Annotated in this window: 13 protein-coding genes; 11 read left to right on the top strand and 2 right to left on the bottom strand. The window is 59.1% G+C overall.

Going from position 1 to position 12705, the window contains the following annotated elements; all coding sequences use genetic code 11:
* Positions 1–349 precede the first annotated feature (349 nt).
* Positions 350–1990, bottom strand: a complete 1641-nt coding sequence (locus HDF15_RS23110; protein WP_260331293.1) for a DHA2 family efflux MFS transporter permease subunit — start codon at positions 1988–1990, stop codon at positions 350–352.
* Positions 1991–2114: 124 nt separating this feature from the next.
* Positions 2115–3269, bottom strand: coding sequence for an acyltransferase (locus HDF15_RS23105; RefSeq protein ID WP_311733190.1), 1155 nt, complete (start codon positions 3267–3269; stop codon positions 2115–2117).
* 104 nt (positions 3270–3373) lie between these two features.
* On the opposite strand from HDF15_RS23105, the gene HDF15_RS23100 reads away from it, so the two are divergent.
* The 11 genes from HDF15_RS23100 (at position 3374) to HDF15_RS23050 (ending at position 12168) form a co-directional block, all read left to right on the top strand.
* Positions 3374–4645, top strand: coding sequence for a hypothetical protein (locus HDF15_RS23100; RefSeq protein WP_184260017.1), 1272 nt, complete (start codon positions 3374–3376; stop codon positions 4643–4645).
* 118 nt (positions 4646–4763) lie between these two features.
* Positions 4764–6677 (top strand): molecular chaperone DnaK, encoded by a 1914-nt coding sequence (gene dnaK / locus HDF15_RS23095; RefSeq protein ID WP_184260015.1) that lies wholly within the window; start codon positions 4764–4766, stop codon positions 6675–6677.
* A 221-nt stretch (positions 6678–6898) separates the two neighbouring features.
* Entirely contained in the window at positions 6899–7156 is a 258-nt protein-coding gene (locus HDF15_RS23090; protein ID WP_260331292.1) for a hypothetical protein, read from the top strand.
* A gap of 105 nt (positions 7157–7261) precedes the next feature.
* Positions 7262–8167, top strand: a complete 906-nt coding sequence (locus HDF15_RS23085; RefSeq protein ID WP_184260012.1) for an Fpg/Nei family DNA glycosylase — start codon at positions 7262–7264, stop codon at positions 8165–8167.
* A gap of 31 nt (positions 8168–8198) precedes the next feature.
* A complete protein-coding gene (locus HDF15_RS23080) occupies positions 8199–8477 on the top strand; it encodes a type II toxin-antitoxin system RelE/ParE family toxin (RefSeq protein ID WP_184260009.1) in 279 nt (92 codons plus the stop codon).
* A 10-nt stretch (positions 8478–8487) separates the two neighbouring features.
* Positions 8488–8802, top strand: coding sequence for a HigA family addiction module antitoxin (locus tag HDF15_RS23075; protein ID WP_184260006.1), 315 nt, complete (start codon positions 8488–8490; stop codon positions 8800–8802).
* Between the two features lie 2 nt (positions 8803–8804).
* Positions 8805–10016 carry a DnaJ C-terminal domain-containing protein gene (locus HDF15_RS23070; protein WP_184260003.1) on the top strand — a complete coding sequence of 404 codons (1212 nt, stop codon included), beginning with the start codon at positions 8805–8807 and terminating at the stop codon, positions 10014–10016.
* Complete coding sequence (locus HDF15_RS23065; RefSeq protein ID WP_221314583.1) at positions 10013–10312, top strand: BrnT family toxin; 300 nt, start codon at positions 10013–10015, stop codon at positions 10310–10312. The genes HDF15_RS23070 and HDF15_RS23065 overlap by 4 nt, the downstream gene beginning before the upstream one ends.
* Positions 10302–10526: a hypothetical protein gene (locus HDF15_RS23060; RefSeq protein WP_014264891.1), complete on the top strand. Its 225-nt coding sequence runs from the start codon at positions 10302–10304 to the stop codon at positions 10524–10526. Before HDF15_RS23065 ends, HDF15_RS23060 begins: the two co-directional genes overlap by 11 nt.
* Positions 10526–10906, top strand: a complete 381-nt coding sequence (locus HDF15_RS23055) for a helix-turn-helix transcriptional regulator (RefSeq protein ID WP_184259999.1) — start codon at positions 10526–10528, stop codon at positions 10904–10906. The genes HDF15_RS23060 and HDF15_RS23055 overlap by 1 nt, the downstream gene beginning before the upstream one ends.
* 80 nt (positions 10907–10986) lie before the next feature.
* Positions 10987–12168 (top strand): glycosyltransferase, encoded by a 1182-nt coding sequence (locus HDF15_RS23050; RefSeq protein WP_184259996.1) that lies wholly within the window; start codon positions 10987–10989, stop codon positions 12166–12168.
* Positions 12169–12705 lie beyond the last annotated feature (537 nt).

The raw sequence follows: 12705 nt of genomic DNA, 5'->3' as shown, positions 1-12705 counted from the left end.
CTGCATGGCGTATCTTCCTCCGGATGGATTATCTGTGCCTCGAGCACGTACCAGGAAGGTACGCCGCTCTTCATACCATCTGAGCGGAGCGTCCCAGCCTTTGGGGACGCGTAGTCGAAGGACCCCGAGGGTTGACCTCTTGCCTATGCCCTTTGGAGCTTTTCTACCTCGAGCGCTCGTGCCTGAACTCTCGTGCTGGAAAAGGTCCCGACCTCCTGGGTGATCAAGTCCTTCGGGGTCCTTCGACTCCGCACCTCGCAAAAAACGCGAGGCGCTACGCTCAGGATGACGTCTCTGTGGGGGGACAAAATATCTGATTCGTTGTTGTCCCCGATTCGTCGGGCACTACTTAATGCGCCCCGGCAGGTGGTTTGCCCGGCTTCACCTTCTTGAAGAACCACACGATGATCACGCAGAAGAAACAAAGCAGCGAAAGCCAACGGAAGACGTCAACGTAAGCCCAACTTGAGGCTTGCTGTCCAAGTTGCTGATATAGAGTAGCTTGTGCCGGATGGGCGGCGTTTGCCGGGCCATAGGCTCCGGTCAGGGCTTGCGTAGTGTTGTGGAGTGAGTTCTGGAACTGCTGGCCGCTACGCGGCACGTAGTTGGTGATCTCGCTCTGGTGAACAGCGGCCCGCCGTGTCAGCAGGGTGGTGGCGATGGAGATGCCGATCGACCCGCCTACGTTACGCATCAGGTTGAAGAGACCGCTGGCATTGCCGATCTGTTCGTTCTTGAGCGTGCCATAGGCCGCCGTGCTGATTGGTACAAAGACAAAGCTCAATCCGAACCCGGTGATGAGAATCGGCAGGAAGAGCGTGGTGGGAGAGACCTGAAGCGTGATCGAACCGAAGTACAGGGTCGTGAGGCCGAAGGTCAAAAAGCCGAAGGTCAGCAGGTAGCGTGGATCGACCTTATTGGAGAGGTAGCCGATCACGGGCATACCGCAGATAGCCCCCAGGCCTCTAGGGGCGACGACCAGGCCGGCGGTGAACGCTGTGTAGCCAAGCAGCTCCTGATAAAACAGCGGCAGGACCGTGACCGTGGAGTAGATGCCGATGCCGAACATGAAGATGAGGATCGAACCCAGCAGGAAGTTCCGGTCTTTGAGGACGCGGAGATCGACCAGCGGATCTTTCTTGAACCACGACTGATAGCAGAACCAGATGAAGGCGATGACCATGGCGAGGAACGCCCAGCGCACCCAAAGCGCTCCAAACCAGTCGACCTCCTGGCCCTTGTCGAGGATGATCTGAAGGCAACCGGTCCAGACGATGAGGGTTCCGAAACCAATATTGTCGAAGGCAGGAACCTTTGCATTCTTGATATACGGCGGATCCTGAATGTAGCGGTTGATCATGTAAAGGGCCAACGCGCCCACGGGAATATTGATGTAGAAGGCGTAGCGCCAGGAGTAGGTATCGGTCAGCCAGCCACCAAGGGTGGGTCCAAGAACCGGTGCCACGACCACTCCGAAGGCGAAGACGGCCATGGCGACTCCGCGTTTGCGAGGCGGAAAGCTTTCGAGCAGGATGGCCTGTGAGAGAGGCTGGAGAGCGCCACCACCGGCTCCCTGGATGACGCGGGCCACCAACATGAGGGCCAGGGTGGGGGCGGCTCCGCAGGCAAAGCTGGCTGCGGTGAAGATGGAGACGCAGCTCATCAGGAAGCGCTTGCGGCCAAAGCGCAGGGAAAACCAGTTGGACGCCGGGAGGATGATGGCGTTCGCCACCAGATAGCTGGTGAGCACCCAGGTGGCTTCGTCGTTGGAGGCCGAGAGCGAGCCGGCGATGTAGGGCAGCGCAACGGAGGCGATGGCGGTGTCGAGCACCTCCATAAAGGTGGCGAGCATGACCGCGGCGGCGATCAGCCACGGGTTTACGCCCTTCGTCACACTCTGGGTGTCTTCCTGCGCGGATGCGGCATCGGCTGTTGCGGCGGCGGCCATACTGTTGATCGTGCTCCAGGGAAGAGTCGAAACAGGCTGCAAGCGTCGCAGCTTCAGGGTTGGATGCCATGCAGTGAAAGGGGTTGTGATGCCCCGAACGATGATCGCTCATGAAGCGTATTAAAACGGAGGCCGATAAAGCTTAAGGAAAAACTTGAAGGAGATCTTACTCGATTGCGACAGGAGGTTTCATGGGAAAGTGCCGCTTGAGCCTCAGGAAGGGCAGTTCCAGGAGGTGGAACGAGATCCATGAGATCAGCAGGGTGGCTGAAAAAGCCAGGATGAGCTTGGTGATCAGGTAGCGTTGGTCTGAGTTCGAGTGAGTCAGATGGCGGGTGATGGTGCTATAGGTCGGCTGCAGCAGGATGTGGAAGACGTAAAAGCCGTAGCTGATGCGGCCGATGAACCGCAGAGGCGCTATCGAACAAAGGCTGCGCGGAACGCCATTGCGTAGAAGGAGAGCGATAGCCGCGGCAGCCGCCAGGCTGAACCCGGGAAGGCCCAGAACGAACTGCAGGTTGGAGATGAGCATGAAGCTGTGGGAGCTGAGGCTGGAGAAGAGGTAAAGGGCAAGCCCGACGAAGAAGGCAGGCATCGCGAGCCGTTCGATCAGTGCTTTTTCCGGGCCTCGCCAGGCGATGGCCAGATAGGCGCCGAGGGCAAAGGCTCCGGCGTGAACCAAGAGGAAATCTCTGAAAGAGTAGGCCACCTGACCCGAGACCAGGGGGAGCCCATAGATCGCGATTCGAAAGGCAGCCGAGACTACGAACGTCCAAAGACAGAGCCAGAAGGCCCCGCGACGGCTTCGAACGGTTAACAGGAGGAGGGGCCAGAGCAGGTAGAACTGCTCTTCCACCGCCATGCTCCATAGATGGTAGAGCGATAGCGGCGTTGGGATGGACTGAACCAGGCCCTCCAGTCTCGGAAGATTCTGCAGAAAAAAGACATAGACGGCAAACGGCCAGACGAGATGAACATTGCGCCAGGCAACAATCAGGCCGAGGGCGCTCAGCGCAAGGGCTGTGTAGTACAGGGGGAAGATGCGCAGCAGGCGGCGGATGTAGAAGTTGCGGCGCCAGTGCTGGTTGCCCCTGGAATCCCACAGGCTCCCCGTGATGAGAAACCCTGAAAGGGTAAAGAACACCACGACTCCGATCCATCCGGAGGAGGAGAAGTAGCCGAAGAGGCGAATGGCAAGATGCGGTGATTTAAGCCCGCCACCATAGTGGAAGAAGAACACCAGCATGACCGCAATACCGCGTAAACCATCGAGCGCGGGATCGCGATGCGCTCTGGGGTCGGATGGCTGCCTCGTGGTCACTGTTGGCAAGCGTAGAGAGTGCTGCGACGAGAGTCAAACGGAGCAGGGTCAAGAGATCCGGAAGATCGTGACCAAGGACGAAGCGGCATGGTAGGTTCGGAGGAATGAACGAGATCGAAGCGGTGGGTGTAGGTGTCCTGGCAGGCACGGCACCCGGTGAAGAAGCGCGAACCAGCGAACGGCCCTGGCTGTTTGGGTTACTGGTTGCGCCGATGGCGGTGCTGGCGAACGGCATCATTCAGGGAGTGCTGTCGTTCCTGATGCGGCGGCAGGGCGTAGGGGTAGGGCGGAGCTCGGAGATTATCTCGCTGCTCATTCTGCCGCAGACGATCTATTTTCTCTGGAGCCCGATTACGGACTTCCTGATGCGGCGGCGGACCTGGCTGATGATGGGTTCGGTAGCAGCAGGCGTTCTGATGGCGCTCGCGTTCCACCAGAAGAACCTGGCGTCCCATACGGCGGTAGCGGTGCTGTTTTTGAGCGCCTGTTGTGGGCAGTTGGTGGTTTCAGGCTGCGGCGGCATGATGGGAGCCCTGCGGATCGAGCGGTCACGGCGGATCGCGGGCAGCTTTTATCAGGGGGGATCGCTGGCGTTTGGGGCGATTGCCATCTTCGTGTTGGCGATGCTCGCCGAGAGGATGGGGCAGGGGCTGCTTGGCGTCGTAGCCGGAGCGCTGATCGCGGTGCCCTCGCTGCTGGCGCTGGCGGCTCCCGAGCAGAAACTGATTACGACGGAGCGGCTGGGGCAGACGATCGGCAGGATAGGAAGCGAGTTCAAGAACACGTTCTGGCGCTGGAAGGCGATTCCTTACACGCTGACGATGCTGTTTCCGATTGCCAGCGGGTCGGCGATCGGGCTGCTGCCCAGCGTGGCGCAGGACTATGGGGTGAACGTCCACCAGATGGCGTGGATGAACGGAGTGGCCGGAGCCCTGCTGATGGCCGCCGGATCGCTGGCCGCGACGCTGATTCCGGCACGGATTCGGGCTTCCGTGGGGTATCTGACGGTAGCGCTGATCAATGCCGCGACCCTGGGAATCCTGTGGCTGGGACCGCAACGACCGACGACCTATTACCTGGGCGTGACGCTCTATCTATTCACGATCGGCACCTGCTATGCGATGTTCACGGCGGTGGTGCTCGAGTTTCTGGGATATTCAGGGAAGAGCGGCAGCGGCAGATACTCGATCATTAACTCCCTGGGGAATGTGCCGGTTGCTTATATGACCGCTCTGGATGGCTGGGGTGGAAATCGGTGGGGTGCGCGAGGACTTTCGGGCACTGAGGCAGTCGCCGGAGCGGTGGGAGCGTCCATTCTCTTAGCGTACTTTTTGACCAGAAAGACGCAGGCGGCTGAGGTACTGGTAAGCCCTTGAGGATTGTGCAACCAAAGGCGACAATTCTCATCATATAAGTTGACAGTAAGTCACTCACATGCGAGCATGGTGAAGGTCAAAGGATTTTCGGGCTACGGCCCATACAGGGGACAGGATTATGGGAAAGATTATCGGTATTGATCTTGGAACGACAAATAGCTGCGTTGCCGTGATGGAAGGCGGCGAGCCGAAGGTAATTGCCAACGAAGAGGGCGGACGCACAACACCGTCGATCGTGGCGTTTACCAAGAGCGGCGAGCGGTTGGTAGGCCAGGTCGCGAAGCGCCAGGCGATCACCAACCCGGAGAATACGGTTTACTCCATCAAGCGCTTCATGGGCCGTCGCGCGAACGAAGTGAACGACGAGATGCGGATGGTTCCGTACAAGGTCGTTCCGCAGGGCGATCACCTGGCCGTGCTGGCACAGGGCAAGGAATACACCGCGCCTGAGGTTTCGGCGATGATTCTGCAGAAGCTGAAGAAGGCTGCTGAAGACTATCTGGGCACCAGTGTGACCGAGGCCGTCATCACGGTTCCGGCGTACTTCAACGACGCACAGCGGCAGGCCACCAAGGACGCCGGCAAGATCGCCGGTCTCGACGTGAAGCGCATCGTCAACGAGCCGACGGCGGCAGCGCTGGCCTACGGTCTCGACAAGAAGAAGGACGAGACGATTGCGGTCTATGACTTCGGTGGCGGTACGTTCGACGTCTCGATTCTCGAAGTGGGCGATGGCGTTATCGAGGTGAAGTCGACCAACGGCGATACGCATCTTGGCGGCGACAATCTCGATCAGCGCATCGTGGACTGGCTCATCTCGGAGTTCAAGAGCGAGAGCGGTCTGGACCTGAGCTCGAAGGGCAATGAGATGGCCCTGCAGCGCCTGAAGGATGCTGCGGAGCGCGCCAAGATTGAGCTCTCGACCGCGCAGGAGACAGAGATCAACCTGCCGTTCATCACGGCCGATGCCAGCGGACCGAAGCACCTGGTTCGCACGCTGAGCCGCGCCAAGCTGGAGTCGCTCGTTGACGATCTGTTGCAGAAGTCGGTTGGACCCTGCAAGCAGGCTCTGAAGGATGCCGGGATCGACGCATCGAAGATCGACGAGGTCGTTCTGGTCGGCGGTCAGACCCGCATGCCGAAGATCCAGCAGTTGGTGAAGGAGTTGTTCGGCAAAGAGCCGCACAAGGGCGTGAACCCTGACGAAGTCGTCGCGATCGGTGCGGCGGTGCAGGCAGGCGTGCTCGCAGGCGATGTAAAGGACCTGCTGCTGCTCGATGTAACTCCTCTGACCTTGTCTATTGAGACGATGGGCGGCGTGGCGACGGGCATGATTCCGCGCAACACGACCATCCCGACCAAGAAGACGGAGACCTTCTCGACGGCTGCCGACAACCAGACTGAGGTTGAGGTTCACGTTCTGCAGGGCGAGCGTCCGATGGCGAACCAGAACCGCACTCTGGGCAAGTTCAAGCTGAGCGGAATTCCTTCGGCTCCGCGTGGAGTGCCGCAGATCGAGGTCACCTTTGACATCGATGCAAACGGCATCCTGAACGTGACGGCCAAGGACAACGCGACCGGCAAGGACCAGAAGATCACGATCACGAGCTCTTCGGGTCTGAGCAAGGAAGAGGTCGAGCGCATGGCGAAGGAAGCCGAGGCGCACGCTGCCGAGGACAAGGAAGCCAAGGAGAAGATCGAAGCCCGCAATCAGCTCGACTCGATGGTCTACAACGTCGAGAAGATGCTGAAGGATGGCGGCGAGAAGGTGGATGCAGCGGACAAGGGCGATGTGGAAACGGCCCTGGCCGACGCGAAGACCACGCTCACGGGCGATCCTGGTGCGACCGAGCTGAACGCAGCCCGCGAACGCCTGACCACGGCAAGCCACAAGCTGGCCGAGGCTCTCTACAAGGCGAATGCTGCGGGTGCTCCGACCGACGGCGATGCTGCTGCGGCGGGTACAGCGGACGAGCCGAAGAAGGACGAAGGCGTGATCGATGCCGAGTATGTCGACACGGACCACAAGTAACGCATCGAACTAATTGTGGGTGTTGCGCGTAATAGGAGGAGGAGCTTCGAAGCTGGAGTCTCCTCCTCTGCTGTTTCTGCTTTTCTTTTGTCATTCGCGAAGGGAATCTGCTTTTGCACCTCCGTGAGAATAGACGAATCGAATGCGCAGATTTGGTGTCTTATTAGGTGGAGCTTAATAGCGTGAGGCAAATGTCTCACGAGGTGGAAAGGGGTGCCGCGATGACGAACCATGGAGCAAACGACGACAGACGCGACGAAGTTTGGCAGGGAATGGTCAATTGGGACCTCGGTGTGGGCGGAAGCCACGTAAGTCCCATCCTCTGGCGCTGCGACGCCCTGCGTGCAGGCAAGCTCTATAACCGCAGTATGTTTGGCACACGCGAAGAGGCGGAGCAGTTTGCACATCGCATGCGCGAGGCCGAGCCGGATCAGATCTTCAGCGTGGAGTCGATCCGGGCCAGCCAGGTGTGGAACTAAGCGGCTAACGTTTTTGTTGTGTGATGCCACGGGCCGCGGCCTCTGCGAGTTTTCAGCGCGAGGTGCGCGGCCTGTGCCGCGTTTGAGGATGCAGGAGAGATTGCAATGCCTGAAGGCAATGAGATCCATCGCTGGGCTGAGCGGCATACGACGGCCTTCGTTGGAAAGAAGATGCATGTAGAGGCTCCGAACGGCCGCTTTCGAGAGGCTGATGTGCTCGATGGACGCAAGCTGGAACGTGTGATGGCAAAGGGCAAGCACCTGGGCTATGTCTTCGGCAAAGATCGCATTCTGCATGTGCACCTGGGCCGTTACGGAGACTGGACCGAGGGCCAGATGCCCCTGCCGGAAGAGCGCGGTGCGTTGCGGGTTCGGATGTGGCCTGTGGGAGCAAAGGCTCGCAAGGATGCGGCGGAGGCCAGCACGCGGCATGGGTGGTACTCGAGCGACGATGGATCGAATCCAACGCCACCGGAGGAGATCGACTGGTTGGAGTTGCGTGGAGCTTCGGACTGCAGCTTGTGGACCGATGCCCAGTGGGAGACGCTGCTGGCAAGGCTTGGACCGGACCCGCTGGACGGCGACGATCCGAAGCCGGCGTTTGAGCATATTGCGAAGGCTAAGACGCCAATCGGTGTGTTGCTGATGCAGCAGGATGTGCTCTCCGGCATCGGCAACATCTATCGTGCGGAGTTGTTGTTTCGCGCGCGGCTGAGTCCTTTTGTGGAAGGCCGGACGGTGCCGCTGAAGACTCTGCAGGCGATGTGGAAGGATGCAATCCCCCTGCTGCGTGCGGGTATGGTCGATCGACGCATTGTGACGACGAAGCCGAAGGATCGTCCGCACAAGACGGGGAAGCCGCTGAAGGAAGAGGCGCACTATGTCTACCGGCGGCAGGGCAAGCCTTGCTTCATCTGCGGGACGAAGATTTTGCGCAAGGATGTAGCGGGCAGAACGTTGTATTGGTGCCCGGTATGTCAGGCGGATGAAGCACTACCTGCGGAGCGTTGAACGGAGAGCGTTCAACGTGCTAGGTTAAGGCATGATCCGGTCGTTTGCCGACAAGGAAACCGAGACCCTCTTCTTTACGGGGAAGAGCCGTCGACATGCTGCAATCGTTGCAGTCGCTCGGAGAAAGTTGCAGGTTCTCGATAATACAAGCCACCTGGATGATTTGCGGCAGCCTGCAGGCAATCGTCTCGAAGCTTTGAAGGGCAATCGCAAGGGGCAATACAGCATTCGTATCAACGATCAATACCGCATCTGTTTTGTGTGGCGTGATACTGAGCCGCATGAAGTCGAAATAGTGGACTATCACTAGGAGAACGAAAATGGCTATCACTCGTGACCCCAATAGACAGCCTCCGCCGATGCATCCAGGAGAGATTCTGCGGGAGGAGTTCATGATTCCGAATGGAATATCGGCGCATTCGCTGGCGTTGGCGCTGCGTGTTCCGGCGACGCGCATCTCCGAAATCGTGAATGAACGGCGTGGTATTTCAGCCGAGACGGCATATCGTCTGGCAATACATTTCGGTACTTCGGCCAGCCTTTGGATCAATCTACAGGGAGCGTACGAACTGGCTTGTGTGGATCGAGATCTCGCTTCAAAGATTGAGAAGGAAGTACAGCGTAGGGTGGCATAACAATGGCAACACAGACTAAGGATTATTACGGCACGCTTGGCGTGAAGAAGACAGCGACGGCGGACGAGATCCGCAAGGCGTTTCGCAAACTCGCGCGCAAATATCACCCGGATGTAAACCCCGGCGACAAAAAGGCCGAGGAGAAGTTCAAAGAAATCTCCGAAGCCAACGACGTGTTGAGCGAGGAGAAGAAGCGCAAGATCTATGACCAGGTTGGCTTCTACTCGGACAACATCGACCCGGCGACGGCGGAGGCCTATGCCCGGGGCGGTGGTGGCGGAGGTGCGCAGGCCGGTGGCGGGCAGGGTGTGCCGTTCGACTTTGGCGGCTTCGACTTCTCCGGTTTCCAGGGCGGCAGCCGCGCGTCGCGCGCGGAGAGCGAGGGCTTTGGCGGAAGCTTCCGCGATGTGTTCAGCGGTATGTTCAATGGCGGACGTCAGCCGCGTGGACCGCAGCCGGGAACCGATCTCGAGTACCAGGTGGAGATCGACTTCTGGACGGCGATTCGCGGCGGCGTGACGCGGCTGGAGATTCAGCGCCAGGAGCAGTGTCCAACCTGCAAGGGCCGCGCGGTTGTAGGTGGCAGCATGGAATGCCCTGAGTGCCATGGCTCAGGCCAGGTAACGCAGATGGGTGGGCGGATGAAGTTCAACATCCAGTGCCCGCGCTGCGGCGGCTCCGGCAAGGTGCAGAATTCGTGCCGTACGTGCGATGGAGCGGGTGTCGTTACGAAGCGCGAGCCGCTGGAGTTTCGCATCAAACCGGGCACACGCGATGGCCAGCGGATTCGCCTGGCGGGCAAGGGCAATGCGGGCACTGAGGGTGCGTCGGCGGGAGATCTTTATCTCATCATCAAGGTAGGCGGGCACAAGCTGTTCCATCGTTCGGGTGACGACATCCACGTCAGCGTGCCGGTGACGGTGATGGAAGCCGCACTGGGCGCGAAGATCGAGGTGCCGACGATCGACGGCGTGGGAACTCAGTCGGGCCGTGCGCAGTTGAAGATTCCGCCGGGGACCCAGACAGGACAGAAGCTGCGGATGCGCGAGAAGGGTGTCCCCAGCGCGACGCGCGAAGGCCAGCGCGGCGACCAGATCGTCGAGGTGAAGATCGTGGTGCCGAAGGTGCAGGATGAGCGCTCGAAGGAGATTTTGCGGGAGTTGCAGAAACTGAATCCGGAGGACCCGCGGGAAGAGTTGCTGGCCGGGGTATGAGAACAGTCCGGTTAGATATTGGAGGAGTGCATTTCGAGTGGGACAGCGAAAAAGCTGCCTCGAATGAGCGAAAGCATGGTGTCTCTTTTCTTGAAGGAGCGACTGCTTTTGCGGACGACAACAGCATCACGATTCCCGACCCACTGCACTCGAACGAAGAAGACCGTTTTATCTTGATTGGAATCTCGGCTACGAGCAAACTACTAACAGTGGTACATGTGAGTCGCGGTGAAACGTATCGGATTATCAGCGCGCGTAAGCCAACGCCAAAGGAAAGGAGAACCTATGAGCAATAATTTGGACCAAGAAGACGACATGTTGGATGAGTATGACTTTTCCAAGGGGGTTCGTGGCAAATATGCGAGCCAATTCAAGGATGTCAGCCGATTGGTGTCTCTTGATCCAGACGTCAAGGCGGTCTTTCCTGACTCTGAAGCGGTGAACGAGGCGTTGCGAGGCCTGATCAAAGCGCGTGGCGTTGCGGCGCACGAGCTGAAGAAAGCAAGCTGATGGCAACGAAACGTAAATCCAAGGGCGCCTACATGATCTCGGCTGTGGCCGAGATGTATGCAATCCATCCGCAGACACTTCGGCTCTATGAGCGCGAGGGCCTGTTGCGACCGTCGCGCTCGGACGGCAATACCCGCCTCTATACGGACGAGGATCTCGAACGGCTGGAGTTCATCCTGAACCTTGCGCGCGACCTGGGGGTCAATATCGCGGGGATCGCTATCGTGCTGCAGATGCGTGAGCGCATGGAGGAGATGAACCGGCAGATGCAGGGGTTCGTCGACTTCGTTCGCACCGAGATGCTGACGCGTGTGCAGCAACAGCAGGCGCAGCAGGCCGGGCTGGTGCCGTTGCGACGGAAGATCGTCAACAAAGAATAGGGAGGCGGAGCTGCGTCGCGTAGACTTAAGAGGTTTGGGCTACAGTCGATAGTCTCTAGATCTCTTCCTGGCTTGGTGCGATGAAGGTTTTGCTCCACATTTTGTTTTGGGTGGCTGCCGTAGGTTCAGTCACTTCGTCGATTTACTGCGGCATGGTGCTGGTGGCAGCGGTGCGTTTCGGTTTGAGACGCCGTCGTGAGCAGAGTGCGCCGGCGGATTTCCTCCCACCTTTGAGCGTTCTGAAGCCGTTGCACGGCACTGAGCCGGGCATGGAGCGGAACATCGAGACGTTCTTCGAACAGGACTACCCGGACTTCGAGTTGCTGTTCTGCGCCCGGCAGGAGAGCGACGCCGGGTTGCAGCTTGCGCGCGAGGTTGGCAAGCGTTATCCCCACATCGATGCCAAGTACGTGACCTGCGGCGAGCCCATGCCGAAGTTTCACAACGCCAAGGTCTTTTCGCTGGCCAAGCTCGACTCGGTGGCCAGGAACGACAACTACATCACAAGCGATGCGGATGTGCGCGTGGTGCCGAACTATCTTCAGCGCATGGTGCAGACGCTGAAAGACCCGCACGTGGGCCTGGCCTCGTGCGTGTACCTCGGCACGGCGCATGAACATGCCAGCTTCGCCTCGCAGCTCGACGCCGTCGGCAAGAGTGTCGAGATGACCTCCGGCGTGCTGGTCGCCGACATGATTGAGGGCACGAAGTTCGCGCTGGGTGCGACGATGGCCGTGCGGCGCAAGAGCTTCCAGGATGTCGGCGGCTTCAACGAACTCGGGCAGTTCTATGCCGACGACTTCGTGCTGGGCAATCGGTTGGCGGCGCAGGGAACCGGTGTCCTGCTGGCGACGCATGTGATCCGGCTGATGGTGCAGGATTCGCCCTTCTGGTTGAGTTTCCGCAATCAGCTCCGGTGGATGCAGAGCACGCGCCGGTCACGTCCGTGGGGACATCTCGGCAGCGGCCTGACGTTTGCCATGCCGTTCGGTCTGCTGGGGCTCTTATGGGGACTGCTCAGCGGAAATCCGGTGCTTGGATTGCTCTGGCTTGCAAGCTCGGTGATTAACCGCTGGCTGCAGGCGGGAACGATTCTCAATGTGATGGGAGATCCGGAGTGGGTGCGTGGTGCTGCTATTTATCCGCTGCGTGACTTTCTGGGATGGGTGTTGTGGCTGGGCAGCTATGGCGGCGACAACTTCTACTATCGCGGCAAGATCTACAAGCTCAAGGATGGCGGCAAGGTGGAGTCGCCGGACTAGAAAGGCAGAGAGTAGAGCGTGTCATCCAATTCGACACTGCTATTTCAGATAAAGATTGAGCCAGCCTTCTGATTGGCACCCACAGCAACACAAAGTGGAGCCTAGAAGGTCAAACGGCCACGGGTATAAGCCCCGAAGGGGCGAGCCATATCAGCCCAGGGTGGAGGCATCCGCAGCGAGCGTCTTTTGCTCGCTGTGGTGCCGGAACCCTGGGTCAAGATGTAAAGGATTTGAGCCCTAAAGGGGCGACCTATTGTGGCGGCACGATAGGTCGCCCCTTCAGGGCTCTCTTGCTTAGAATTCATAACCCAGGGTTACGGCGACACGGCGAGCAAAGAACGCTCGCCAGCCGCCTCCACCCTGGGCTGGGATAGGTCGCCCCTTCGGGGCTTGCACCTGTGGATGCGTGAACATTTCCGCTCCATTTGTCGTGCTGTAGGCGCAAAGTGTGCAAACTCTGTTTTTAGCTCGAACAGCAGTTTTGATGACACTCCCTGAAGTGTAGGGGAACTGCCTTCTCTACGCTCTATCCTCTAC

Source organism: Granulicella mallensis, assembly GCF_014203225.1.
In the GTDB taxonomy this organism is placed as follows: Bacteria; Acidobacteriota; Terriglobia; order Terriglobales; family Acidobacteriaceae; genus Granulicella; species Granulicella mallensis_A.
Note: the sequence above shows the minus strand (reverse complement) of the source record. Positions and strands in the feature narration are given on the sequence as shown.